We start from the raw sequence: 24,715 nt of genomic DNA, 5'->3' as shown, positions 1-24,715 counted from the left end.
GGCAAACATCCAACACAATAGTGCTGGTTATAGGATCAAGCCTAACGGGCAATTAGTATCGGTTAGCTCAACGCATTACTGCGCTTACACACCCGACCTATCAACGTTGTGGTCTTCAACGACCCTTTATGTAGGTTAAACCTACGGGAGATCTCATCTTCAGGCAAGTTTCCCGCTTAGATGCTTTCAGCGGTTATCTCTTCCGTACATAGCTACCCTGCGATGCTTCTGGCGAAACAACAGGTACACCAGCGGTACGTCCACTCCGGTCCTCTCGTACTAGGAGCAGCCCCCGTCAAATCTCCAACGCCCATGGCAGATAGGGACCAAACTGTCTCACGACGTTTTAAACCCAGCTCACGTACCTCTTTAAATGGCGAACAGCCATACCCTTGGGACCGGCTACAGCCCCAGGATGAGATGAGCCGACATCGAGGTGCCAAACACCGCCGTCGATATGAACTCTTGGGCGGTATCAGCCTGTTATCCCCAGAGTACCTTTTATCCGTTGAGCGATGGCCCTTCCATACAGAACCACCGGATCACTATGACCTGCTTTCGCACCTGCTCGACTTGTCGGTCTCGCAGTTAAGCACGCTTTTGCCATTGCACTTTAGGTACGATGTCCGACCGTACCAAGCGTACCTTCGTACTCCTCCGTTACACTTTGGGAGGAGACCGCCCCAGTCAAACTGCCTACCATGCACTGTTCCCGACCCAGATAATGGGCCAAGGTTAGAATCTCAAACAAACCAGGGTGGTATTTCAAGGTTGGCTCCAGCGGAACTAGCATCCCGCTTTCAACGCCTCCCACCTATCCTACACAGACCGGTTCAAAATTCAATGCAAAGCTACAGTAAAGGTTCATGGGGTCTTTCCGTCTAGCCACGGGTAGATTGCATCATCACAAACATTTCAACTTCGCTGAGTCTCAGGAGGAGACAGTGTGGCCATCGTTACTCCATTCGTGCAGGTCGGAACTTACCCGACAAGGAATTTCGCTACCTTAGGACCGTTATAGTTACGGCCGCCGTTTACTGGGACTTCAATCAAGAGCTTGCACCCCATCATTTAATCTTCCAGCACCGGGCAGGAGTCACACCCTATACGTCCACTTTCGTGTTTGCAGAGTGCTGTGTTTTTATTAAACAGTCGCAGCCACCTTTTTATTGCAACCCTATCGTCCTCCCCTTGTACAGGGTCAAACTACGAGGGCGTACCTTATCCCGAAGTTACGGTACAAATTTGCCGAGTTCCTTCTCCTGAGTTCTCTCAAGCGCCTTAGAATACTCATCTCGCCCACCTGTGTCGGTTTGCGGTACGGTCTTGTTAGACTGAAGCTTAGAGGCTTTTCTTGGAACCACTTCCAATTGCTTCGCGAATAAATTCGCTCGTCTCACGCCCTTGAATTACGCTACCGGATTTACCTAATAGCCATCTCCAACGTAAGAACCGGGACTTCCAACACCCGGACAACTTTCCGCGATCCGTCCCCCCATCGCATCTAACAATGGTCAAGGAATATTAACCTTGTTCCCATCAGCTACGCATCTCTGCCTCGCCTTAGGGGCCGACTCACCCTGTTCCGATGAACGTTGAACAGGAAACCTTGGGCTTACGGCGAGGGGGCTTTTCACCCCCTTTATCGCTACTCATGTCAGCATTCGCACTTCTGATACCTCCAGCATCCTTTACAAGACACCTTCACAGGCTTACAGAACGCTCTCCTACCATCACATTGCTGTGATCCGCAGCTTCGGTTATATGCTTAGCCCCGTTACATCTTCCGCGCAGGACGACTCGATCAGTGAGCTATTACGCTTTCTTTAAAGGATGGCTGCTTCTAAGCCAACCTCCTGACTGTTTTAGCCTTCCCACTTCGTTTCCCACTTAGCATATATTAGGGACCTTAGCTGGCGGTCTGGGTTGTTTCCCTCTTGACACCGGACGTTAGCACCCGATGTCTGTCTCCCGTGCTTGCACTTGTAGGTATTCGGAGTTTGCTATGGCGCAGTAATCCGCAATGGACCCCACTACCATGACAGTGCTCTACCCCCTACAGTGATACACGAGGCACTACCTAAATAGTTTTCGGAGAGAACCAGCTATTTCCAGTTTTGTTTAGCCTTTCACCCCTATCCACAGCTCATCCCCTAACTTTTCAACGTTAGTGGGTTCGGTCCTCCAGTACGTGTTACCGCACCTTCAACCTGGCCATGGATAGATCAACTGGTTTCGGGTCTACACCCAGCAACTAGCGCCCTATTCGGACTCGCTTTCGCTACGCCTTCCCTATTCGGTTAAGCTTGCTACTGAATGTAAGTCGCTGACCCATTATACAAAAGGTACGCAGTCACCCCTTACGAGGCTCCTACTGTTTGTATGCACACAATTTCAGGATCTATTTCACTCCCCTCCCGGGGTTCTTTTCGCCTTTCCCTCACGGTACTTGTTCACTATCGGTCGATTACGAGTATTTAGCCTTGGAGGATGGTCCCCCCATATTCAGACAGGATTTCACGTGTCCCGCCCTACTTGTCTCTAGCCTAGTACCACTCAATAATTTTCACATACGGGACTATCACCCTTTATTGTTGGACTTTCCATTCCATTCTGTTAATTACTGAGATATCACTAGAAGGCTGTTCCCATTTCGCTCGCCACTACTCTGGGAATCTCGGTTGATGTCTTTTCCTCTTGCTACTTAGATGTTTCAGTTCACAAGGTTCGCTTCTCATACCCTATGTATTCAGGTATGGATACCACAAAAGTGGTGGGTTTCCCCATTCAGAAATCCCCGGATCAAAGCTTATTTACCAGCTCCCCGGGGCTTATCGCAGGTTATAACGTCTTTCGTCGCCTGTAATCGCCAAGGCATCCATCATGTGCACTTATTCACTTGATCCTATAACGAGCACCATTGCTAGTACCTGTTACAGGTTTACTTCTACTTCTGACATGTTTGCCGTAATCCAAACTGTAAGTACTTGTTAAAGAACTTGGTAAAACTCGTTTGTATTACTGATTGATGATTCAATCTTTACCCTTATTACATTGTCAAATGTCCTCTCAAAGAAACATTTGACACTTTGCTTACTCAAATTTTTAAAGAACAGCCATAAATGGCAAAACTAAACAATTAAATGTTCGTTTAGTTTTGACATTTAGATGATGGTGGAGGATGACGGGATCGAACCGACGACCCCCTGCTTGCAAAGCAGGTGCTCTCCCAGCTGAGCTAATCCCCCAACGTCCCACTAAGTCTCGTTTCTGGCTGGTGGTGGGTCTGGTAGGACTTGAACCTACGACCCCTGCGTTATCAACACAGTGCTCTAACCAGCTGAGCTACAGACCCGTGGCTTTTATTGTCAACCGATAAGTGTGGGCACTAGAGTTCCAGCATCTTTCTCTAGAAAGGAGGTGATCCAGCCGCACCTTCCGATACGGCTACCTTGTTACGACTTTACCCCAGTCATGAACCCTGCCGTGGCAGTCGCCCTCCTTGCGGTTAGGCTAACGGCTTCTGGCAAAACCCACTCCCATGGTATGACGGGCGGTGTGTACAAGACCCGGGAACGTATTCACCGCGACATTCTGATCCGCGATTACTAGCGATTCCAGCTTCACGTAGTCGAGTTGCAGACTACGATCCGGACTACGATGCATTTTCTGAGATTAGCTCCCCCTCGCGGGTTGGCAACCCTCTGTATGCACCATTGTATGACGTGTGAAGCCCTACCCATAAGGGCCATGAGGACTTGACGTCATCCCCACCTTCCTCCGGTTTGTCACCGGCAGTCTCTTTAGAGTGCTCTTGCGTAGCAACTAAAGACAAGGGTTGCGCTCGTTGCGGGACTTAACCCAACATCTCACGACACGAGCTGACGACAGCCATGCAGCACCTGTGTTCACTTTCCCTTACGGGCACCTAATGTATCTCTACTTCGTTAGTGACATGTCAAGGGTAGGTAAGGTTTTTCGCGTTGCATCGAATTAATCCACATCATCCACCGCTTGTGCGGGTCCCCGTCAATTCCTTTGAGTTTTAATCTTGCGACCGTACTCCCCAGGCGGCTGACTTCACGCGTTAGCTACGTTACTCAGGATGAAAATCCCGAACAACTAGTCAGCATCGTTTAGGGCGTGGACTACCAGGGTATCTAATCCTGTTTGCTCCCCACGCTTTCGTGCATGAGCGTCAGTGTTATCCCAGGGGGCTGCCTTCGCCATTGGTATTCCTCCACATATCTACGCATTTCACTGCTACACGTGGAATTCTACCCCCCTCTGACACACTCTAGCTATACAGTCACAGGCGCCATTCCCAGGTTAAGCCCGGGGATTTCACGCCTGTCTTGTATAACCGCCTGCGCACGCTTTACGCCCAGTAATTCCGATTAACGCTTGCACCCTACGTATTACCGCGGCTGCTGGCACGTAGTTAGCCGGTGCTTATTCTTCAGGTACCGTCATTCCCGGACTGTGTTAGAGCCGGTGTTTCTTCCCTGACAAAAGAGCTTTACAACCCGAAGGCCTTCTTCACTCACGCGGCATTGCTGGATCAGGGTTTCCCCCATTGTCCAAAATTCCCCACTGCTGCCTCCCGTAGGAGTCTGGGCCGTGTCTCAGTCCCAGTGTGGCTGATCGTCCTCTCAGACCAGCTACTGATCGTCGCCTTGGTGGGCTTTTACCCCACCAACAAGCTAATCAGGCATCGGCCGCTCTAATCGCGCGAGGTCTTTCGATCCCCCGCTTTCCCCCTCAGGGCGTATGCGGTATTAGCACAGCTTTCGCTGCGTTATCCCCCACGATAAGGTACGTTCCGATGTATTACTCACCCGTTCGCCACTCGCCACCAGGTACAAGTACCCGTGCTGCCGTTCGACTTGCATGTGTAAGGCATGCCGCCAGCGTTCAATCTGAGCCAGGATCAAACTCTTCAGTTTAATTCCTGTGATCCTTGCGGATCGTCGCACTCATTCAAGAAATTGACTTGGTAATAAAACCAAATCTTTTTACTGTCTATGAGTACTATTTATTTACATCTGTCCCGAAGGACTTGATGCTTTCACTTAGTACCCACATTTATCGGTTGACTAATTTTTAAAGAGGGCTGACTTGTTTCGTATTTCTTAATAACATTCAGCAGAGAGATGAGACTTTATCCTACTCATATACCCCTGTCAACACCTTTCGTAGTCTATTTCATTAAAAAAGCTAAGTTTTTTCTTGTTTTAAAATTAATTCCTTTAAAAACAATAGGATATAGATTGAAAATATTTTCAACTTTTTTTAAAAATATACGGGTTTTTATGGATATGAAGGCAAACAGGGTGTCTGCTATCTACTTTTTTTCAATGATTTGTTGCTTTTTTCTTCCTGAATACCTAAGCCTAAGGGAAAACCCTGTGTTTTTATCTGATTTCTGCTAGTATGTTGCTATGCACAACCCATTAGCAAACAGTCACTTACATAGCAAGCCCTACGCGGCAGGCTTTTCCGTTCCTGTTCGTGAATTACATGCTGGCCACAGGGCCGAGATTCTCCGTCACCTTTTGTTATTAAATGATGAGGATCGCCGACTTCGCTTTGGCACACAGACTCCTGATGAGGTGATTCGTCACTATGTTGAGCATCTCAATTTCAATAGAGATACCGTGTTTGGTAGCTTTGATTCCCAGCTAAACCTGATTGCCATGGCGCATTTGGCCTATCTGCCAAAGGTGAAGGGCAAACCACAGGCAGCCGAGTTTGGCGTCTCCGTGCTACCTAATGGCCGAGGGCAGGGCATTGGCACTGCTTTATTAGGACGCGCCTCCGTCCATTCTCGTAATACCCGTATCGAAATCCTGTTTGTGCATTGCCTTGCAAATAACAGGGCGATGATGCATCTAGCTCAGAAGGCTGGTATGCGCGTTGAATACGCCTATGGAGATGCGGACGCGTATTTGACATTACCCCCAGCAAATCCTGGCACGATTGTGGAAGAGGCTGCTAAAGAACAATGGGCAGACTTTGACTATGCTGTTAAAGAGAACTTTAAGCGCTCAAATGATGCGTGGTCTTGGTTTCTAGGCAAACCGGTCGTCCGCCCTACTTAATTCGTGCTGGGCGCCCCGCGCAATATCCAGCCCACCAATAAGGACAACTCCGCATCGCTTAACTTAGCGTTTGCTGGCATGGGGACAACACCCCATGATCCCGATCCACCTTTCAAAATTTTGTTTTTTAAAAACGCTGATGCATTGGGATCGCTTGCATATTTTTTTTGCAATGGCCTGAAGGCTTGGGCCAACAATTTTTTTATCTATCGCATGACAACCTAAGCAAGCATTTTGTTTTGCCAGTGCAGCTGCCTTTGCATCATCGATGGATGCTTTCACGCTCAGAGGGCAAAGTGAGAGAAGGGTGATGAGCAAAAAAAATTTCATGTGTTGCTTTGAAGATCTCATTGCTCATACCTCATCAAATGGCTTTACTGCTTTGGCGCTGAGTTAGGTTGAGACTCATCTGCTTTGCCTTGTTTTTCTAGGCGCGCTTTTTCTGCTTCAGAAATAATATCGAAGTAGGCGTAAACGTCTTTCACGCCGCTTGTATTACTCGCTACTTTCTTGGCAATCTCTGCTTCGTTCTGCGTCAGAATACCCATCAGATAAACGCTACTACCTTCAGCAACAATCACCATTGAATTTGATGGCAACTTATCGGTAAAAATCATTTGCGTTTTAATTTTGGACTCGAGATAGGAATCATTGGCGCGTGCGGTGTATGTACTGATAGGCCCAACAACTAACTCATTAAACACTGAACGTACATTCTTGTTTGCTTTTGCATATGCGCCAGCCTGCTCTTTAATGCCGGCATCTTTCACTTCACCCGTCAATAATACTTTTTGATTAAAGGAGCTCACATTTATATGCGCGCTATCTCCAAACTTCTTATCCAAAGCATTCTCCACCTCCAGGCCAATGCCTTTATCAATTGCCTGCACCGCCGGTGGACGTCGATCAGCCATCACGCTTGCGCCAGCAGCAACACCGCCAACAGCCAATACTCCACAGCCCGATAAGAGTGATGTCATCAAAATTGCAACAAACAATCGGATGGTGAGTGTATTTTGCATATACGAACTTTCTAAAAATGAATGGGGCCCTTAATCGAGCAATAGATGGTCTACACCATCACATATAGCGTGCAGCAAAACTAAATGGGTTTCTTGAATTCGAGCGGTGCGTGTAGAGGGAGCGCACAAATGAATGTCATCCGCATCTAATAGGCTTGCAATTTTTCCACCGCCATTTCCTGTGAGCGCAATAATTTTGATGCCCATCTTTTTTGCAGCCTCAATTGCCTTCACTACGTTCTTTGAATTTCCTGAAGTGGAAATACCAATCAAAATATCGCCTTTCTTTCCAAGGCCACGCACTTGCTTGCTAAAGATCTCGTCATAGCTGTAGTCGTTACCTACTGCCGTCAAGATTGATGTGTCGGTTGTTAGCGCAATCGCGGCCAACTCTTGACGCTCTCTTTCGAAGCGACCAATTAGTTCGGCAGAAAAATGCTGTGCGTCAGCTGCTGAGCCACCATTGCCACACGCCATCACTTTTCCACCTGCACGCAGGCATTCCGTCATTGCGACTACGCCGCGCGCCACTTGTTCAGGAAGTATTTTTTCAGCCTCTTGCTTTACAGCAATACTGTCTAAAAAATGTTGGGATGCGCGAGCGCGCAAACGTTCGAGGGTATCTTTATCCATCGCATTATTATGCGCCAAAGTAGAGGCAGGCTGACTAGGGCGCACCTGAAATCAAAAGCGACGTATTCTCTTAGTTATTCTTACTTCTTGCGCAAAAGATTGCCCCTATGGAATTAAGCTCCTTGGATTTTTTAAAGCAACAGGATCTGCCTGCTGGAGCCCTATATATGGTTGCCACCCCAATCGGCAATATGGGGGACATCACCTTGCGCGCACTACATGTGCTCAATTCTGTTGATGGGATAGCCTGTGAAGATACAAGGCATAGCGCGCCCCTCCTTAAGCATTTTGGCATTCATAAGAAATGTGTCGCCTTGCATGAGCACAATGAAATTGCTGGCGCACAGACTGTGATTCAACACCTTTCCCAAAACCAGCGTTGGGCCTACATCTCTGATGCGGGCACCCCAGGCGTTTCTGATCCAGGAGCGCGTCTAGTTAATGCCGTTCAAAAGGCGGGCTTTCGAATTATTCCCATACCTGGCGCCAGCGCAGTACCTTCCGCCATTTCTGCTAGCGGCTCAGTCATGCTCCCATCAGAAGGGCGCTTTCAGTTTTTAGGCTTTTGGCCCAACAAGGCCAAAGAGCGTGACGCGCTGATGCAAGACATTCGCTCTAACTCTAAGGCCAGCATCTTTTTTGAATCTCCCCATCAAATTCGAGAAACACTGACATCGCTCAGTAAAGATCTGGAACCCGAGCGCCAAGTTTTGATAGGTCGAGAGCTAACTAAAAAATTTGAGCAATTGGTTGCGCTCAATGCAGCGGATATACCCCAATGGCTAGAGCAAGCAGAAAGCCTCAGGGGCGAATTTATTATTTTGATAGCTGGGCGTCAGGCTAGTGCAGACGAAGCTCCAGAGCATTCAGCGTTGTTGCTGTGGGCCAATGCTTTAAGTCCCTACCTAGGCAGCAAAGAAATTGCTGCTGTTCTGGCACAAACTCTTGGACTCAGCAAGAAAGTGGCCTACCAAGTTGCTCTAGATGCAAAAGCCCAAATCAAAGAGCAATAAAAAAGCTGGCATATAGCCAGCTTTTAAATGGGTACTAAAGCCTTATTTGGCTGCGGGGGCCGCAGGGGCTTTAGGCTCCGCCAACTTACCGCCAGCAGAGTTTGCCAAATAGACAACCGCACGACCGAGCTCGTAATCACTTACATCAGCAGGGCTTGATCCGCCACGAGCAGGCATCGCGCCCTTGCCCTTAAGAACTGATGTTAATAAACCATCATAGCCCTTGCCCAAACGTGCAGACCAAGCACCAGCATCACCAAACTTCGGTGCACCTGCTGCTCCAGTTGCGTGGCATGAAGAGCAAACCGCTTTATATACCTGTTCGCCCGTTTGCAATTCGCGTGGCGCGGTAGCATCTTTAAAATTTAATTGCGCTACGGGCTTAATGAGTTGCTCGGCGGAAGCTTCAGAGTCTGCGCGCTTGCCATTGTTTACAAACACCATTAGCAACAGAATGATGATCAGGGGCACAAAAAAGCTGGCAAACACCATGATGATCAATTGTTTAGGGGACTTAATTAGGCTTCCGTGCTCTGCGCTCATAGGACTTTTATAGTTTTATGGGTTTTAGGGTTACTTCGCCGTGATTATAACGAGACCTTGGAGTTATAGGCACTTACAATGGCGGGGTTAGCGATTTTCCTGCTGGCGCCCGTAGCTCAGTGGATAGAGTATTGGCCTCCGAAGCCAAGGGTCGCGCGTTCGATTCGCGCCGGGCGCACCAATATTTTGGGCACACATTAGATCCAACACTGCATATGATGCCAAGATGCGAAGTTCACTTAGTTGGCATCGGATGAAAGCCGGAAAGACCAATCAGCAATTGGCGGCCAGTTCTTTAAATTATTTTGTAGTTATTTGATCAATATATTGACCAAATAAACAGTTTATGGTTAAAATAATGATCAAATGACTGCTCCTGAGCTTAGCCCCATCCTAGAGCGCCAGTTGCTATTACAACTAGGCGATAGAATTAAGCGCTTACGTAAAGCGCAGGGGCTTGGCACGGTTGAAGTGTCTGAGCGCGCAAAGCTCACCCGTAATACTCTACGATCCATTGAGGCAGGCGACCCGTCTCCTTCTATCGGCGCTTACCTACGAGTAATGTCGGTTCTGGGCGTTAGCGGAGAGTTAGCGCTTTTGGCGGGCGATACGATGCAAGCTGCTCCCGCTGGATCAGCAGGAGCAAGGTCTAGGCGCATTGCCCCTAACGTACAAGTACGCGTTTTGCCAGATAACGCCGGGCACCGACTTCAAGATCTACAAAGTCTTACCCTGCATGAGGAAGCTGTTCGGCTAGTAAAAGCTGATCCCGCATTACTGTTGCAAGCTCAAGATACTGTTGGGCGTTGGATTGCTACTGGTGATTCTCGGTCTGCCAGCCTATGGCGAGAATGGCAACTCATCTTAAGTGCAGGCTCTTGGCGCAAGGTACTTGGCCGCACGAGGCATGCTCAGCAACTTAGACAAACTTCTCCACTAGTCACCATCCTTCCAGATGAAGTGCGCCTTCGCATTTTGAAGGATGTGAGCGCGCTCAAAAAAGGAGTGGTGTTCGGCAGCTCTTTGACCACCGCCCAAGATGCGCAAAACTTCAAGGAATTACCATGACACGAGAAGAGCTAGAGCACATCATTCGCGCCAGCGCTGATGTCACCAATCAATATGAATTTGTGATCATCGGCAGCCAGTCAATGCTGGGCCAAGTGCCCAATCCAGAAAAGGTCTTCACCGTTTCTATGGAGGCGGATATCTATCCCCGACAGGCCCCTGATTTAGCAGATGAGATTGATGGCGCAATTGGTGAAGGTTCACAGTTCCACGAGACTTATGGTTACTACGCTCAAGGTGTGGGACCGGATACCGCAATATTGCCAAAAGACTGGATGACGCGTGTCCATCGCGTGCAAAACAACAATACCAATGGTCGAGTAGGGTACTGCCTTGATGTGCTTGATCTCTTCCTTGCAAAGGCTGCTGCAGGGCGAGACAAAGATCGAGAGTTTTGCATGGCGCTACTGGAATACGCCTACCTTACGCCCACACAAGCCCTAGAGTTGGTGCCGACTATGCCGCTCGATGATGATGTGCAGCGAACGCTACGCGCAACGATTCGACGCTGGGCCAAAGCACTACGAGATACTGATCACCCCATTCCCGAAGAGTGAGCATCAAAATATTTCCAGCTTATTTAAGTTCAATTTAGGCAGGCGCCGCAATAATTCACAACGAAAGAAAATATGTTTAATGACCTGCTAGGAAAGCTTGAAAAACTAGATCTCAAACTCAGTCGTGGGTATGAGAATCATCAAGAAGCTACTCGTGCATTAATTATGGATGCTGAAAAATACTTCATGACTGAATATGGCATGATTGCACCTTGGGAAATGAGAGAGTTAGAGGCAGCCAAAAACTTTACTGACTCTAACTGGCTTAAAGCGGCAACCCAGGCAATCACCAATGCTTTGATTGTGTCTGAATATAGTGATGATGAATATTGGGGTGGCTATATCTATGCCAATAGGGATGCGAAAAGAACCACTCGGCGGATTTAATTAAATTACATTTGTGATCCACAAGGACTGCATTAGACTCAAAAGCGGACGCTCGCGCATTCGATTCGCGCTGGGCGCACCAAAAGAAGGGTGTTTTTGACCTATATCATGCGCAAATTTGTGAAAAAGGCTATCATTTCTCACTAACTTATTGATTCTTATCATGTCAAATCATCTAAATACTGCCCTTTCTGAGCCATCCCTAGCCAACCCCTTGGCGCCCAGTCTTCCATTGCCGCATCGCAAAGTGATTCGTAGCTGGTTGATCCCCATGGCTCAAGGCGAGACTGGGAGAGCAATCATGCTTCTGGTGATGGATGCCGCCATGTGGCTCGGCTGTATTGCTGGCACTATTTTTGTGGAAAGCTTATTACTCAAAATCATTTTTGGCTTGGTTGCTGGGTTTGTGACTGGTCGTATCTTTATTTTGGGCCACGATGCCTGCCACCAAAGCTTCACACCGCACCGTGAGCTCAATAAATTACTGGGTCGCATTGCATTCTTGCCGTCCTTAACGCCCTATAGCTTATGGGATGTGGGGCACAACGTGGTTCACCATGGCCAGACCAACTTGAAGGGCTTTGACTTTGTTTGGGCCCCATTATCAAAAGCAGAGTTTGATGCCTTGCCTGCATGGCGTAAAACCCTGGAGCGCCTTTATCGCAGTGGTTGGGGTCCGGTTTTCTACTACTTAATTGAAATCTGGTGGAGACGTGAGTACTTTCCAAATGCGAAGAACAAGCCTGGTGATCGCCCAATCTTCCTTAAAGATAATTTATTGGTAACTGGCTTTGCCATTATCTGGATTGGCTGCCTGATTGCCGGAGCTATTGCTACTGGACAATCAGTTTGGTTGGGCTTAATTACTGGCTTTGCTATCCCATTCTTGTTTTGGAACGGAATGATTGGCTTTGTGGTCTATGTTCACCATACCCACCCAAAAGTTTCTTGGTATGACAAGAAATCAGAGTGGTTGCGTGCCCAGCCCTTCGTTTCAACTACAGTCCATTTGACCTTTAACTGGATTTGGGGCTCTTTAATGCACCATATCATGGAGCACACCGCACACCATGTGGATATGAGCGTACCCCTCTATCGCCTTAAAGAGGCCCAAAATACTCTTGAAACCATTCTTCCAGAGCGTATTTTTGTGCAAAAGTTCTCCTGGGACTGGTATTTTGATACCGCTCGCAAGTGCAAGCTATATGACTTCGAAAACAAGGCTTGGCTAGACTTTGATGGCAATAAAACGGCTGATTCCGTTAGAGTTGTCCTCAGCCCAGCCCCAGCGGGACAAAACGGGTAAAATAGGTTTTCTGTAAAAGATTTGGCTTACCCGGATTGCCCATGACTACCTCGACTCCAGCTGCTCCCCAAGAAACCTCTCAGAGCCTTAAATTTTGCTCTTCTTGCAGTCGCGAAAAGCGCCTAGAAGGTGGCACTTGGATTCCGACAAGCAATCGCAAGCAACGTTGGATTTGCGCTAGCTGCTTGTACAACCGCACACATCGTACTGGCTCTGCAAAAACCTAATCTCTCAATTAGGTTTCATCAACTTAGCTTTATTAATCTCCAACATAGGGGTTGGTTTGGCGCTCTTTCCCAAACGTGGACATTGGCCCATGACCAGGAACAAACTGCACATCATCACCTAGTGGCCATAATTTTGTCTTGATGGCATTAATGAGATCGGCATGATTGCCGCGTGGAAAATCAGTTCTTCCAATTGAGCCGGCAAAGAGTACGTCTCCCACCAAGGCTAAGCGATCTTCTTTATCAAAAAACACGACATGACCGGGCGTATGGCCTGGACAGTGCAAAACTTCTAAACCCACATTGCCGACTTGCACATGATCACCATCTTCTAACCAACGTGTTGGTGCAAATGCCTTTGCATGACCAAATCCAAAACGTACGGTTTGCTCTGGCAATTGATCCAACCAAAATTGTTCTTCAATTTGCGGGCCCTCAATAGGCACACCCAGTTGCTCAGATAAATCTTTGGCTGCAGCACAATGATCAAGATGCCCATGAGTTAACAAAATCTTTTTTACAGTACCGCCAAGTTGTTTAACGCCATCTAAGATCTTGTCAATGTCTCCACCGGGGTCGACCACCGCGGCATCGCCTGTTTCTTGGCAAACCAAGATGGAACAGTTTTGCTCGAATGGGGTGACTGGAACAATTCCTAATTTGATTGGCATAAATGGAAAATGTGTAAATTAATTGGGCGCCAGTTTATGGCAAAGAAGCTAGAATGTACCTCACAGGATACACAATGAAAACTCAAGATAGCTTTAAATTCGCAGAAACACATGAGTGGGCCAGCATCGAAGATGATGGGCTTGCTTGGGTTGGTATTAGCAATCATGCCCAAGAGGCTTTAGGTGATGTCATGTTTTTTCAAGCACCAAAAATTGGTCAGCTAGTTCAACAAGGCGAAGCCGTTGCTGTGATTGAATCCGTTAAAGCCGCAAGCGATATTCATGCACCTATTAGCGGTGAAATTGTTAGCCTCAATGCAGAGATGGATGCCGCCCCCGAGATTGTGAATGAAAAACCTTATGCGGTTTGGCTTTTTAAAATCAAACCCACATCAAAGGAAACACTGAATACAGAGTTGGGCATCTTAATGCCTCTTGAGAAGTACAGCTCAAGCGCAGGCGCTTAAATAGCAATCGGGTCACGCTCTATTAACCAACGAATGCGTGAGATTTTGCTGATTCTTCCTTGAGAGTCTTGTCGCAAACCTTGGTCAACTATCTCAAGTGCTTCTTGTAGAGTCTTCCGGTTCGGTGACTCTATTAACAATTGTGCCCGCTCTGATCCCGCAACCCGCATCACTGGCTTTGGCACTGGGTCGTAGACCTTTAGCTCTTTACTAATTATGCCCCTGCTTTTCATGCGGGCCTTTAGTTCATTTAAAAACTGAATTGCTTTCTCAAGAACTTTAGCCTCCGCATGAATTAAGGCCTGATAAGAGTAGGGTGGTAACTTTGCCTCCTCTCTCTCGCTCGCCGTAAACGCCATAAATCCATCAACGTCATGCCTTAGCAAATACTGAAATACAGGTGACTCTGGATATTGAGTTTCAATATAAATGTCGCCCCCTCTTTCTCCACTTGTTCCAGACCTACCGGCGCGCCCTGCTACCTGTACCAATTGCGCAAACAATCTTTCTGCCGCCCTAAAGTCTGCCGAGTAGAGTCGGCTATCCGCATCTAGTACTGCCACTAATCCAATGTTTTGATAATCATGCCCCTTCGCAATCATTTGCGTTCCAACCACAATGTCGACATTGCCCTCATGAATTTCCTGAAAGAGTTTCTCTGCTCCCTTGCTCTTTCTACTGGAGTCTGTGTCGACCCGAAGCACTCGCGCTTGTGGCCACATTTCCTCAATAGCATCTTCTAACTTTTGCGTGCCATGGCCTAGTGTTTTTAAATCTGCATTTCCACAGTCTGGACAAAACTGTGGAATGGACTTTACTAATCCGCAATGATGGCAACTCAATACTGATCTTTTGCCTAGCGCGCCCGCCTTATGCATCACTGTATAGGTAGAGCATTGGGTACATTTCGATAACCAGTTACATGCCGAGCAACTCAATACCGGCGCATATCCTCGTCGATTAATTAAGATTAGGCTTTGTTTTTTTGCCTCAAGAGTTTTTGTGATTGCACGTGCTAGTGTTTTAGTTATTAAGCTTTTTTGTTTGGGCGCGTCTTCATCTCCAGGACTAAATTGGTTTTGTGGATCGCGCGTATTAATTAAATGCACACTAGGAAGGTTCGCTCCCTGAGCGCGCTGATCAAGACGAATATATTTATAACGCCCCGATTGGGCGGCCAACCAAGTCTCTAGAGATGGCGTTGCTGAAGATAGCAAGATGGTGGTTTTTTGATCATGTGCGCGCCATATAGCCAAATCTCTTGCTGAGTAGCGCGTTCCTTCTTGTTGTTTATAGGACGCATCGTGCTCCTCATCAACCACTATGGCTCGCAAGTTTGGTATTGGGGTTAATGCAGCTAAACGCGTTCCTAAAATAATTTGCGCTTTACCTGTCATTGCCTCGTACCAAGCAATGCCTCTTTTCTTTTCGCTCACACCACTGTGTAATAGCGCCATCTTTTTATCTGGAAAGTACGCCTTTACGCGCCTCTCTAATTGTGGCGTTAAATTGATTTCGGGCACCAGCAATAGCACCTGCGCAGCTTCGTCTCTCAAGATGCTCGCAAGCCAGTTGAGAAAGACTGCAGTCTTGCCGCTACCTGTTTGCCCCTGCAATAAGATTACTCGAAATTGATTTTCTTGTTGCCCGTCTGCCATCAACTCTTGTAATGCATTTTTTTGACTTGGGTTCAATTGATCTTCGGTGATCAAGCCCTCTGCAATCACATCACTATTTTTATTACTCTTCTTATCTGCCGTTTCTATTTTTTTTGGGATCTTTTCCCAATCATCAGCCTTTTTCCACATCTGCGGAATTGTTGGCAAGATGGTTTCGCCCAGCGCGTGCACGTAGTACTGGCTTGCAAAGTTCATCAATCGCAATAGTGCAGGGTCAAGAGGTGGTAGTGGGGCAAGGCGATCCACAGATTTGAGTTTTGCTATCTCATAATCGGAGTGATCGCTCACTTTTATTACAAGCCCAATCACCTTAGACCTGGCGAAAGGTACCTCTACAATATGGCCAATTTCTGGTAATTTGCCTAATTTTTCAGCATCCCATAAGTAGTCAAAGCCCTGGGCCAAGGGCTTGTCTATTACTACTTGTACCACGATGGGTTTAAGTGTCATTTACTAAAAATTTTCTGTCTTAGCCTGTGGATAAGTCTGTGGATATCATTCACTATTTTAGGTTTCTATAGTTATTTTATAGGAATGCTATCTGTGACCTAAAATCAGACTTTTATTAAATATCTATATAAATCAATAATTTACACTGCTTACTAAAAGTAAGTTTTCAGATTTATCGCCAATCTTACTGTATTTGGGTTTTTGCACATATCTGTGCATAACTTTTTACCAAATACTGGTAAAAGTTAGCGATTACTTGTGATTATTGCTTTGCCCGCAGGGCTTTTGACTTGGAGATTACCGTTTCGGACAAGGCGGTAACGCTTTCTGGAGGTGTAAATTGGTTGATACCATGACCCAGATTAAAGATGTGACCATCTAAAGAATGGAGCCCCGGCTTTAATGCTGGGGCACTGGCCAAGTCTTCCAACAGTCCAGAAGCAGCAGCTGCAATCTGCTTGGGTTCTGAAAATAGAATCAGAGGGTCTAAATTGCCTTGTAATGACAAAGGCTTATTAATCTCTAAAAGCTGCTTACGGGCACGGCTTAGGCGCATAGTCCAATCGATCGCAATCACATCTGCGCCAACTTGAGCCATATCGTTTAACCAAATGCCGCCACCTTTAGTAAACATGATGATGGGAATCTTGCGACCCTCATGTTCGCGTGGCAATAATGCGATTACTTTTTGCATTGCAGCCAAGGACATGCGTTGGTACCAGCCGTCGGGGAGCAATCCTCCCCAGGTATCAAAAATCATGAGTGCTTGTGCGCCTGCCTTGACTTGCTCAATCAGATAGGCGGCAATTGACTGGACATTGATCTCCAGGATATGTTCCAGCAAATCAGGGCGACTAAACATCATGGTCTTGGCATGACGAAAATCATCAGAGCCCGAACCATCAATCATGTAGCAAGCCAATGTCCACGGGCTTCCAGAGAAACCAATCAAAGGAACGCGTTGCTTGCCATCCTGAATTAATGCCTTACGAATTTCTGAAACAGCATCAAATACGTATTTGAGTTCGTCCATATCCGCAACGCGCAATTTTTTGACGGCGTCTTCTGTTCGCAAGGGGCGATCAAAGCTGGGCCCTTCGCCTGCAGTAAATTTCAAGCCCAAGCCCATGGCATCGGGAATGGTCAAAATATCTGAAAATAAAATAGCCGCATCTAATGGGTAGCGATCCAAAGGTTGGAGCGTTACCTCTGTGGCATAAGCAGGATTTTTCGCAAGACCTAAAAAACTACCAGCTCTGGCTCGAGTGGCATTGTATTCAGGGAGATAGCGGCCAGCCTGGCGCATGAGCCAAAGCGGTGTTTGATCAACCGCTTCGCCCAAGCAGGCTTTTAAAAACCGATCATTTAACAACAAGGAGATGACCGGCTCTTACTTTTTACGACGGAAGCGTGCAATTGCTGCAAGCTGTGCTGCTGCCATTACAAACTCTGATTGAGCTAATGCCAAGTCAAAGTCAGTACCACGATTCTGCATTGCTTCTTCGGCGCGCTTCTTAGCTTCAGTTGCCTTAGCTTCATCTAGATCATGACCACGAATAGCAGTATCTGCTAATACCATGACATGATCAGGCTGAACCTCTAAATAGCCACCCGCTACGAATACAAACTCTTCATCACCGTCAGCTTTTTCAATGCGAACTGAGCCTGGACGAATGCGTGTAATCAACGGAGTGTGGCCGCGCAAAATACCGAGCTCACCGTTTTCGCCAGGAAGCGCAACAAACTTGGCTTCACCGCTGAAAATGGATTGCTCAGCACTTACTACATCGACGCGTATGGTTGACATAATTTCCCTAGATGAGTTCGATTAAAGCTTCTTAGCTTTCTCGATGGCTTCATCAATTGAACCCACCATGTAAAACGCTTGCTCAGGCAAGTGATCCAACTCACCGCTACAGATCATTTTGAAACCACGGATAGTTTCTTTCAATGGAACGTATTTACCTGGTGAGCCAGTAAATACTTCAGCAACGTGGAAAGGCTGGGACAAGAAACGTTGAATCTTACGTGCACGTGATACTGCCAACTTATCTTCTGGTGACAATTCGTCCATGCCTAAAATTGCAATAATGTCGCGCAACTCTTTATAACGTTGCAATGTCATCTGTACTTCACGAGCTACGTCATAGTGCTCTTGACCAACTACTTGTGGGTCAAGCTGACGGCTGGTTGAATCCAATGGATCAACCGCTGGATAAATACCCAAAGCAGCAATGTCACGTGACAACACAACTGTGGAGTCTAAGTGTAAGAATGTTGTCGCTGGTGATGGATCGGTTAAGTCATCCGCAGGAACGTAAACGGCCTGAATGGAAGTAACGGAACCCGTCTTAGTTGAAGTAATACGCTCTTGCAACTTACCCATTTCTTCAGCCAATGTAGGTTGATAACCCACAGCAGAAGGCATACGACCGAGCAATGCAGATACTTCAGTACCGGCGAGTGTGTAACGGTAAATATTGTCAACGAAGAACAAAATATCACGGCCTTCATCACGGAATGCTTCAGCCATTGTCAAACCAGTCAACGCAACGCGCAAACGGTTGCCAGGAGGCTCATTCATCTGACCAAACACCATCGCTACTTTGTCGATAACGTTCGATTCTTTCATCTCGTGATAGAAGTCATTACCTTCACGAGTACGCTCACCAACACCAGCAAACACTGATAAACCAGAGTGTTGCTTAGCAATGTTGTTAATCAATTCCATCATGTTCACGGTCTTACCAACACCCGCACCACCGAACAAGCCAACCTTACCGCCTTTAGCGAACGGGCAAACTAAGTCAATAACTTTAATACCGGTTTCTAATAGGTCAACAGAAGGGGAGAGCTCATCAAACTTTGGTGCTGGCTGGTGAATAGCGCGACGCTCTTCAGTAGCAATTGGGCCTGCATCATCAATTGGGCGGCCTAATACGTCCATGATGCGACCTAATGTTGCAGGACCGACAGGAACAGAGATTGGCTTACCAGTAGAAACAACTTGCATGCCGCGACGCAAACCATCGCTTGCACCCATGGCAATCGCACGAACTACGCCGTCACCGATCTGTTGTTGCACTTCAAAGGTCAGACCTTTTTCAGCAAATGATTTTTCGCCGCTATCAACTAATGTCAACGCATCATAAATGTTTGGCATTTTGTCGCGTGGAAACTGAATGTCCACCACTGGACCGATACACTGCACGATATTTCCGTTACTCATCGCATTTCTCCGCTTTTAATTCCTGAATTCTTTCGTAATCCTAAACGCTGACCGCTTAAACCGCAGCCGCTCCACCAACAATCTCTGACAACTCTTTAGTAATAGCAGCCTGTCGTGTTTTGTTGTATTCCAATTGCAATTCGCCGATTACATTCTTCGCATTATCTGAAGCGGCCTTCATCGAGACCATACGCGCAGATTGTTCTGAAGCCATATTTTCAGCAACAGCTTGATAAATCATTGCCTCTACGTAGCGCTTAAGCAAGCCATTCAAGATGGACTCTGCATCTGGCTCGTAGATGTAATCCCAAGAATTTCCTGATTTCTCTTCTGGAGTTAATGCAGCTGGCTCCAGTGGCAAGAGTTTTTCCAAAACAGACTCTTGTTTCATTGCATTTACAAAGCGGGTATATGCCAAATAAACGGCATCAATCTCGCCACGCTCAAACGCTTCTAGTTGGGCAGTAATTGCACCAATCAACACATCCATATGTGGCGTATCGCCAATATGAGTTGTTTGGGAAATTAGTTTTGCTTTAGAGCGATTTAAAAACTGGAGGCCTTTTGAACCAATGGCAGTGTATTCAATTCCAATATTACTGCCTTCCATATCGCGCACCTGGTTTGCAATCAGACGCAACACATTGGTATTCAAACCACCACATAAGCCTTTGTCTGTTGTAACCAAAATCGTGCCAATTTTCTTCACATCACGAGTTGCCATGTAAGCCGGGCGGAACTCAGGATTTGCTTTAGAAAGGTTGGCAACAATCTCACGAATTTTTTCAGCATAAGGACGCGCATTACGCATGCGCTCCTGGGCGCGACGCATCTTGGATGCGGCGACCATTTCCATTGCCTTCGTGATCTTGCGCGTGTTTTGCACGCTCTTGATCTTAGATCGTATCTCTTTTGTGCTTGCCATGATTTATGCGAGCCCCCTTAAAAAGAGGCTGAACGCTTGTAATCCTCAATTGCAAGACGCAAAGCAGCTTCGTCATCTTTGCTCAAGTCTTTGGTTTCTTCAATACGGCCAACCAAGTCAGCGTACTTAGATTTCAAATGATCTTGCAAACCTTTTTCGAATGGCAACACGTTCTTCACTTCGAGGTCATCAAAGTAGCCGTTATTGACTGCATACAGTGAAGCGGCCATTTCCCAAACTTGCAAAGGCTTGTATTGGGCTTGCTTACACAGTTCTGTAACGCGACGACCACGCTCCAACTGCTTGCGAGTTGCCTCATCAAGGTCAGATGCAAACTGAGCAAATGCCGCTAATTCACGATACTGCGCCAAGTCGGTACGAATACCACCAGACAATTTCTTAATGACTTTAGTTTGAGCTGCGCCACCAACACGTGAAACAGAAATACCGGCGTTAATCGCAGGACGTACACCCGCGTTAAACAAGTCAGTTTCCAAGAAGATCTGACCATCCGTAATCGAAATAACGTTGGTTGGAACGAAGGCAGAAACGTCACCAGCTTGGGTTTCAATAATTGGCAACGCGGTCAAAGAACCTGTCTTACCTTTTACTGATCCATTTGTAAATTTCTCAACGTACTCAGCATTTACGCGAGCAGCGCGCTCGAGCAGACGTGAGTGGAGATAGAACACATCGCCAGGGTAGGCTTCGCGGCCCGGTGGGCGGCGCAAGAGCAAAGAAATCTGACGGTATGCAACTGCTTGTTTTGTTAAGTCGTCATAAACGATCAATGCGTCTTCACCACGGTCACGGAAGTATTCGCCCATTGTGCAACCAGCGTAGGCTGAAAGGTACTGCATCGCTGCAGACTCAGAAGCACTTGCTGCAACAACAACGGTGTATTCCATTGCGCCCAGCTCTGTGAGCTTTCGAACAACGTTAGCAATAGTGGAAGCTTTTTGACCAATCGCAACGTAAACGCAATAAACGCTTTTACCTTTTTGGTTAATGATCGCGTCAACCGCAACTGCTGTCTTACCTGTTTGACGGTCACCAATGATCAACTCGCGCTGACCACGGCCAATTGGAACCATCGCATCAATCGCCTTCAAACCAGTTTGCACTGGCTGACTAACTGATTGACGTGCAATAACGCCTGGAGCAACTTTTTCGATGAAGTCAGTTAACTTGGTGTTAATTGGGCCTTTGCCATCAATTGGCTGACCAAGTGCGTTTACAACGCGACCGAGCAACTCTGGACCAACTGGAACTTCCAAAATGCGGCCAGTACACTTAACTGGATCGCCTTCTTTAATGTGGGTGTATTCACCCAATACCACTGCGCCAACAGAATCACGCTCAAGGTTCAACGCGAGGCCGATAGTGTTGTTAGGGAATTCCAACATTTCGCCCTGCATAACACCAGACAAGCCATGTACGCGGCAAATACCGTCGGTCACTGAAATTACAGTGCCTTCGTTGCGAAGTTGGGAGTCAACGCCCATTTCGCTAATTCGGCTTTTGATCAGTTCGCTGATCTCGGAAGGGTTGAGTTGCATTACTTACTCCTGGGTCTTATTTCGTATGTTCTTAATAGGGATAACTTATGCGCCAAGACTTGCTTGCATTTGAGCTAACTGTGCCTTCACAGAGCTATCCAATACTTCGTCACCAACTTGAATGCGAACTCCGCCAATCAATGCAGGATCTACTTGGATAGTTGGGCGCAATTCTTTACCCCCAAAGCGCTTCTTCAAACTTGACAACAAATCATTCAACGCAGAACCCTCTAATGGGAATGCGCTAGTAATCATTACTTCTGCTGCACCCTCGCTCTTATTCTTCATTGCCTCAAATTGCTTAGCAATTTCAGGAATAGCGGATAAGCGGTGGTTTTGATTTACGAGACTTAAAAAGATTGCGATTTTGCCGACCAGCTTTGTCTTCACCAGGCCGGAAAGCAATTTGCTTAAATCATCAGCAGATACTTTTGGGTTGTTTGATAGAGCAGCAATTTCTGGCAAAGCAGCAAGCTGCGCCAGTTCACTTAACTGCTCCAAACATGTAGCAAGCTCAGCAGGCTTAGTGCTTTGAAAAAGCGCTTCAGCATAGGGGCGTGCAATCGTGGCTAATTCAGCCATATCAAAGTTCTGCCTTCAGTTGATCAAGCAATGTGCCGTGGGCTTTTGCATCCACTTCACGACGCAAAATTTGCTCTGCGCCTTTAACAGCCAACACAGCCACTTCAGCACGCAACACTTCGCGAGCACGTGTTACTTGTTGATCAGCATCTTGCTTAGCTTGAGAAATGATGCGGGCAGCTTCAGCTTGTGCGTTGGCGCGAATTTCTTCAGCGGACATTTGCGCACGTTTTTCAGCTTCTGCAACACGCTGCACACCTTCTTGGCGTGCTTTAGTTAATTCTTGCTCTGCTTCGTTACTTGCCAAAGCGAGTGCTTCTTTACCACGCTCGGCAGCTGCCAAGCCATCGGCAATTTTGCTTGAACGCTCATCTAACGCCTTAACTAGGGGTGGCCACACAAAGCGTGCAACAACCCACCATAAGACGAAGAAAACGATCATTTGCGCGAATAGGGTCGCGTTCAGATTCACGATATTCCTTTCAGTATTGTTGAGAACGGTTGGATGACCACCTGGTCATCCACGCCAAAACAATTACTTAATAACTGCGAGCAGTGGGTTTGCGAAAGCAAACAACATTGCAACACCAACGCCGATCAAAAACGCAGCGTCGATCAAACCAGCCAAAAGGAACATCTTAGTTTGGAGTGGCTCCATCAATTCTGGTTGACGGGCACATGCTTCAATGTATTTACCACCCATCAATGCAATGCCTAAACAAGCACCGATCGCGCCGAGGCCAATGATGATGCCGATAGCGATTGCTGTGAAACCTTGAATGTTTGCGAGAAATTGTTGCATGTTGCTGACTCCTGAAGTTAAAGAGATAAGTTAAAAATAAAAATCTTAGTGATGGCTATGCGCTTGCCCGATGTAGACCAAAGTCAACATCATGAAAATAAAGGCTTGCAACAAAATAACCAAAATGTGGAAGATGGCCCAAGCTGATCCAGCAATAACATGGCCCACCAATCCGAACAGGGATAAATCTAAATTAAATGTCCACACACTACCTAGCAATGCGATCAATAGGAAGACGAGCTCGCCAGCATACATATTGCCGAATAGTCGCATTCCCAATGAAACACCTTTAGCAAGATATTCAATGATGTTCAAAGAAAGATTGAACGGGGCCAAGTACCACTTCGCGCCAAATGGTGCGGAAATGAGTTCATGTAAAAAGCCGCCAAAACCTTTGACCTTGAAGCTATAAAAGAAAACTAGCAGCAAAACAGACATGGACATGCCCATGGTGGCGTTGAGGTCGGTTGTAGGCACCAGCTTGTGATGGGGCACATGCACACCAAAACTCTCGATGAAATGATTTACGCCCAAAACCCAATCTACCGGAATTAAATCTAAAGTATTGAGGAGGATGATCCAAAAGAATACAAACAGAGCGAGTGGGGCAATATAACTACGATCGCCATGAACAATGCTCTTGGCTTGTGTATCGGCCATTTCCACAAGCATTTCTACAAAACACTGGAAGCGACCAGGTACGCCTGGAGTTGCACGACGCGCTGCGATCAATAGGATAAATACAGTTAAAAGGCCCATTAAGGAAGCCCAAAAAATAGTATCTAAATTAATGATGCTGAAATCAATAATAGCGGCTTGATGCTCACCAGTGCTGGTGAGGTTTTGCAAATGCTCAGAAATGTACGCTGTTGGCGTCATTTGCTCTGCTGCCGCGTGGGCTTGGTTTACTTCGCTAGACATCTCTTAACTAGTCCTTTGGTTCAATCTCATTTATTACTCTTAGCGCCAAAACCACGCCAGCCAAACACACTTTAAGGCAAGCACATAAGTCACCAATAATGGGACCCAAAGCACGCCTGGGACTAGATACGCAATCCCAACAAACAGCATCAAAGTCACGACAATTTTGATAAATTCGCCTGAAACCAATGCTGCTAAATAATTTCCTGGATTCAATATCTGCGTTTTTTTCGCCAACTCCAGCCTGATTAAAAATAAGGCTGATGGCAAGACGCTAATTAAACCACCTAAAAAGGCCGACTGAGAATAAAGGCTTTCCCCTACCGGCTCCCCAAAAACTGACCAAATTACCATGCTAAGCACTGTAATCACCACTTGTGCAGCCAAAATCTTCCAGGGTGATAACGGGGGGTGATTTAGAGCATTGCTTTTTCGCAATACCGCCATCTCCTCCTTACTAAGTACCCGATACACCTCTTCTTCGGGCTCATCCCAGTCATTTACCTCAGAAAATCGATTTTTTTGAGGAATCAATTTAGCCTCGAGAGTTTAATGTGTGCACTGCAATAGGTC

The 24,715-nt window shown here is 46.8% G+C and carries 23 protein-coding genes, 3 tRNA genes, 2 rRNA genes and 1 pseudogene; 9 read left to right on the top strand and 20 right to left on the bottom strand.

Annotation, left to right across the window (positions count from 1 at the left end; genetic code table 11):
* Positions 1-31: 31 nt before the first annotated feature.
* From CBI30_RS02035 to CBI30_RS02020, 4 genes are all read right to left on the bottom strand, one after another.
* Positions 32-2,905, bottom strand: a 23S ribosomal RNA gene (locus CBI30_RS02035).
* A 267-nt stretch (positions 2,906-3,172) separates the two neighbouring features.
* Positions 3,173-3,248: transfer RNA gene (locus CBI30_RS02030), tRNA-Ala, on the bottom strand.
* Between the two features lie 30 nt (positions 3,249-3,278).
* A tRNA-Ile gene (locus tag CBI30_RS02025) sits at positions 3,279-3,355 on the bottom strand.
* 58 nt (positions 3,356-3,413) lie between these two features.
* A 16S ribosomal RNA gene (locus CBI30_RS02020) occupies positions 3,414-4,946 on the bottom strand.
* Together the 16S and 23S rRNA genes with 2 tRNA genes alongside form the textbook arrangement of a ribosomal RNA operon.
* Positions 4,947-5,441: 495 nt before the next feature.
* Here CBI30_RS02020 and CBI30_RS02015 point away from each other — a divergent pair.
* Entirely contained in the window at positions 5,442-6,101 is a 660-nt protein-coding gene (locus CBI30_RS02015; protein WP_088526661.1) for a GNAT family N-acetyltransferase, read from the top strand.
* A 63-nt stretch (positions 6,102-6,164) separates the two neighbouring features.
* On the opposite strand, the gene CBI30_RS02010 is transcribed toward CBI30_RS02015, so the two are convergent.
* From CBI30_RS02010 to CBI30_RS02000, 3 genes are read right to left on the bottom strand one after another with little or no spacing between them, the layout of a single operon-like run.
* Positions 6,165-6,431: a c-type cytochrome gene (locus tag CBI30_RS02010; RefSeq protein WP_240553465.1), complete on the bottom strand. Its 267-nt coding sequence runs from the start codon at positions 6,429-6,431 to the stop codon at positions 6,165-6,167.
* Positions 6,432-6,475: 44 nt separating this feature from the next.
* Positions 6,476-7,123, bottom strand: a complete 648-nt coding sequence (locus CBI30_RS02005; protein WP_088526660.1) for a BON domain-containing protein — start codon at positions 7,121-7,123, stop codon at positions 6,476-6,478.
* Between the two features lie 30 nt (positions 7,124-7,153).
* On the bottom strand, positions 7,154-7,756 hold the full coding sequence (locus CBI30_RS02000; RefSeq protein ID WP_088526774.1) for a phosphoheptose isomerase: 603 nt from the start codon (positions 7,754-7,756) through the stop codon (positions 7,154-7,156).
* Between the two features lie 107 nt (positions 7,757-7,863).
* Between CBI30_RS02000 and rsmI the strand changes: the two genes are divergently transcribed.
* Complete coding sequence (rsmI, locus tag CBI30_RS01995) at positions 7,864-8,769, top strand: 16S rRNA (cytidine(1402)-2'-O)-methyltransferase (RefSeq protein WP_088526659.1); 906 nt, start codon at positions 7,864-7,866, stop codon at positions 8,767-8,769.
* Positions 8,770-8,820: 51 nt separating this feature from the next.
* Here rsmI and CBI30_RS01990 read toward each other — a convergent pair.
* A pseudogene (locus CBI30_RS01990) lies at positions 8,821-9,312 on the bottom strand (c-type cytochrome); the annotation flags it as partial.
* A 105-nt stretch (positions 9,313-9,417) separates the two neighbouring features.
* Here CBI30_RS01990 and CBI30_RS01985 point away from each other — a divergent pair.
* The 6 genes from CBI30_RS01985 to CBI30_RS01960 all read left to right on the top strand — a co-directional run bounded on the left by CBI30_RS01985 (position 9,418) and on the right by CBI30_RS01960 (position 12,857).
* Positions 9,418-9,493, top strand: a tRNA-Arg gene (locus tag CBI30_RS01985).
* A gap of 185 nt (positions 9,494-9,678) precedes the next feature.
* Positions 9,679-10,380 carry a helix-turn-helix transcriptional regulator gene (locus tag CBI30_RS01980; RefSeq protein ID WP_088526657.1) on the top strand — a complete coding sequence of 234 codons (702 nt, stop codon included), beginning with the start codon at positions 9,679-9,681 and terminating at the stop codon, positions 10,378-10,380.
* A complete protein-coding gene (locus CBI30_RS01975) occupies positions 10,377-10,937 on the top strand; it encodes a DUF6036 family nucleotidyltransferase (RefSeq protein WP_088526656.1) in 561 nt (186 codons plus the stop codon). The genes CBI30_RS01980 and CBI30_RS01975 overlap by 4 nt, the downstream gene beginning before the upstream one ends.
* Positions 10,938-11,009: 72 nt before the next feature.
* Positions 11,010-11,324, top strand: coding sequence for a hypothetical protein (locus tag CBI30_RS01970; protein WP_088526655.1), 315 nt, complete (start codon positions 11,010-11,012; stop codon positions 11,322-11,324).
* 163 nt (positions 11,325-11,487) lie between these two features.
* Positions 11,488-12,630: a fatty acid desaturase gene (locus tag CBI30_RS01965; RefSeq protein WP_240553464.1), complete on the top strand. Its 1,143-nt coding sequence runs from the start codon at positions 11,488-11,490 to the stop codon at positions 12,628-12,630.
* Positions 12,631-12,671: 41 nt separating this feature from the next.
* Complete coding sequence (locus CBI30_RS01960; RefSeq protein ID WP_088526654.1) at positions 12,672-12,857, top strand: hypothetical protein; 186 nt, start codon at positions 12,672-12,674, stop codon at positions 12,855-12,857.
* Between the two features lie 32 nt (positions 12,858-12,889).
* Here the strand turns inward: CBI30_RS01960 and CBI30_RS01955 are convergent, their stop codons facing one another.
* A complete protein-coding gene (locus CBI30_RS01955; RefSeq protein ID WP_420812031.1) occupies positions 12,890-13,528 on the bottom strand; it encodes an MBL fold metallo-hydrolase in 639 nt (212 codons plus the stop codon).
* A 74-nt stretch (positions 13,529-13,602) separates the two neighbouring features.
* Here CBI30_RS01955 and gcvH point away from each other — a divergent pair, with 74 nt between their 5' ends.
* Entirely contained in the window at positions 13,603-13,995 is a 393-nt protein-coding gene (gene gcvH, locus CBI30_RS01950; RefSeq protein ID WP_088526653.1) for a glycine cleavage system protein GcvH, read from the top strand.
* Here the strand turns inward: gcvH and priA are convergent.
* The 11 genes from priA to CBI30_RS01895 all read right to left on the bottom strand — a co-directional run bounded on the left by priA (position 13,992) and on the right by CBI30_RS01895 (position 24,676).
* Positions 13,992-16,124, bottom strand: a complete 2,133-nt coding sequence (gene priA / locus CBI30_RS01945) for a replication restart helicase PriA (protein WP_088526652.1) — start codon at positions 16,122-16,124, stop codon at positions 13,992-13,994. The two genes, gcvH and priA, sit on opposite strands and share 4 nt — an antisense overlap.
* Positions 16,125-16,386: 262 nt before the next feature.
* Positions 16,387-17,505, bottom strand: coding sequence for a uroporphyrinogen decarboxylase (gene hemE / locus CBI30_RS01940; RefSeq protein WP_088526651.1), 1,119 nt, complete (start codon positions 17,503-17,505; stop codon positions 16,387-16,389).
* A gap of 9 nt (positions 17,506-17,514) precedes the next feature.
* Positions 17,515-17,931: a F0F1 ATP synthase subunit epsilon gene (locus CBI30_RS01935; protein ID WP_088526650.1), complete on the bottom strand. Its 417-nt coding sequence runs from the start codon at positions 17,929-17,931 to the stop codon at positions 17,515-17,517.
* Between the two features lie 21 nt (positions 17,932-17,952).
* Entirely contained in the window at positions 17,953-19,353 is a 1,401-nt protein-coding gene (gene atpD / locus CBI30_RS01930; protein WP_088526649.1) for a F0F1 ATP synthase subunit beta, read from the bottom strand.
* A 55-nt stretch (positions 19,354-19,408) separates the two neighbouring features.
* Positions 19,409-20,278 (bottom strand): F0F1 ATP synthase subunit gamma, encoded by an 870-nt coding sequence (gene atpG / locus CBI30_RS01925; protein WP_088526648.1) that lies wholly within the window; start codon positions 20,276-20,278, stop codon positions 19,409-19,411.
* A gap of 17 nt (positions 20,279-20,295) precedes the next feature.
* Positions 20,296-21,837, bottom strand: coding sequence for a F0F1 ATP synthase subunit alpha (gene atpA, locus CBI30_RS01920; protein WP_088526647.1), 1,542 nt, complete (start codon positions 21,835-21,837; stop codon positions 20,296-20,298).
* Positions 21,838-21,882: 45 nt separating this feature from the next.
* On the bottom strand, positions 21,883-22,419 hold the full coding sequence (locus CBI30_RS01915; protein ID WP_088526646.1) for a F0F1 ATP synthase subunit delta: 537 nt from the start codon (positions 22,417-22,419) through the stop codon (positions 21,883-21,885).
* Position 22,420: 1 nt separating this feature from the next.
* A complete protein-coding gene (locus CBI30_RS01910) occupies positions 22,421-22,891 on the bottom strand; it encodes a F0F1 ATP synthase subunit B (RefSeq protein ID WP_088526645.1) in 471 nt (156 codons plus the stop codon).
* A gap of 63 nt (positions 22,892-22,954) precedes the next feature.
* A complete protein-coding gene (atpE, locus tag CBI30_RS01905) occupies positions 22,955-23,221 on the bottom strand; it encodes a F0F1 ATP synthase subunit C (protein ID WP_012357116.1) in 267 nt (88 codons plus the stop codon).
* A 45-nt stretch (positions 23,222-23,266) separates the two neighbouring features.
* Positions 23,267-24,142 (bottom strand): F0F1 ATP synthase subunit A, encoded by an 876-nt coding sequence (gene atpB, locus CBI30_RS01900; RefSeq protein WP_088526644.1) that lies wholly within the window; start codon positions 24,140-24,142, stop codon positions 23,267-23,269.
* Positions 24,143-24,181: 39 nt separating this feature from the next.
* Positions 24,182-24,676, bottom strand: coding sequence for an ATP synthase subunit I (locus CBI30_RS01895; protein ID WP_088526643.1), 495 nt, complete (start codon positions 24,674-24,676; stop codon positions 24,182-24,184).
* Positions 24,677-24,715: the final 39 nt, after the last annotated feature.

The organism is Polynucleobacter aenigmaticus (assembly GCF_002206635.1).
Lineage (GTDB): Bacteria > Pseudomonadota > Gammaproteobacteria > Burkholderiales > Burkholderiaceae > Polynucleobacter > Polynucleobacter aenigmaticus.
The sequence above is the reverse complement of the archived record's forward strand: the minus strand, read 5'-3'. Positions and strand labels throughout refer to the sequence as shown.

Coding starts and splice junctions, on each gene's coding strand:
- atpE (WP_012357116.1), bottom strand. CDS start 23,221: ATGCAACAATTTCTCGCAAACATTCAAGGTTTCACAGCAATCGCTATC.
- CBI30_RS02005 (WP_088526660.1), bottom strand. CDS start 7,123: ATGCAAAATACACTCACCATCCGATTGTTTGTTGCAATTTTGATGACA.
- gcvH (WP_088526653.1), top strand. CDS start 13,603: ATGAAAACTCAAGATAGCTTTAAATTCGCAGAAACACATGAGTGGGCC.
- CBI30_RS02015 (WP_088526661.1), top strand. CDS start 5,442: ATGCACAACCCATTAGCAAACAGTCACTTACATAGCAAGCCCTACGCG.
- atpA (WP_088526647.1), bottom strand. CDS start 21,837: ATGCAACTCAACCCTTCCGAGATCAGCGAACTGATCAAAAGCCGAATT.
- atpB (WP_088526644.1), bottom strand. CDS start 24,142: ATGTCTAGCGAAGTAAACCAAGCCCACGCGGCAGCAGAGCAAATGACG.
- CBI30_RS02000 (WP_088526774.1), bottom strand. CDS start 7,756: ATGGATAAAGATACCCTCGAACGTTTGCGCGCTCGCGCATCCCAACAT.
- CBI30_RS01970 (WP_088526655.1), top strand. CDS start 11,010: ATGTTTAATGACCTGCTAGGAAAGCTTGAAAAACTAGATCTCAAACTC.
- CBI30_RS01915 (WP_088526646.1), bottom strand. CDS start 22,419: ATGGCTGAATTAGCCACGATTGCACGCCCCTATGCTGAAGCGCTTTTT.
- CBI30_RS01960 (WP_088526654.1), top strand. CDS start 12,672: ATGACTACCTCGACTCCAGCTGCTCCCCAAGAAACCTCTCAGAGCCTT.
- atpG (WP_088526648.1), bottom strand. CDS start 20,278: ATGGCAAGCACAAAAGAGATACGATCTAAGATCAAGAGCGTGCAAAAC.
- rsmI (WP_088526659.1), top strand. CDS start 7,864: ATGGAATTAAGCTCCTTGGATTTTTTAAAGCAACAGGATCTGCCTGCT.
- CBI30_RS01965 (WP_240553464.1), top strand. CDS start 11,488: ATGTCAAATCATCTAAATACTGCCCTTTCTGAGCCATCCCTAGCCAAC.
- CBI30_RS01955 (WP_420812031.1), bottom strand. CDS start 13,528: ATGCCAATCAAATTAGGAATTGTTCCAGTCACCCCATTCGAGCAAAAC.
- CBI30_RS01980 (WP_088526657.1), top strand. CDS start 9,679: ATGACTGCTCCTGAGCTTAGCCCCATCCTAGAGCGCCAGTTGCTATTA.
- CBI30_RS02010 (WP_240553465.1), bottom strand. CDS start 6,431: ATGAAATTTTTTTTGCTCATCACCCTTCTCTCACTTTGCCCTCTGAGC.
- atpD (WP_088526649.1), bottom strand. CDS start 19,353: ATGAGTAACGGAAATATCGTGCAGTGTATCGGTCCAGTGGTGGACATT.
- priA (WP_088526652.1), bottom strand. CDS start 16,124: ATGACACTTAAACCCATCGTGGTACAAGTAGTAATAGACAAGCCCTTG.
- CBI30_RS01975 (WP_088526656.1), top strand. CDS start 10,377: ATGACACGAGAAGAGCTAGAGCACATCATTCGCGCCAGCGCTGATGTC.
- CBI30_RS01935 (WP_088526650.1), bottom strand. CDS start 17,931: ATGTCAACCATACGCGTCGATGTAGTAAGTGCTGAGCAATCCATTTTC.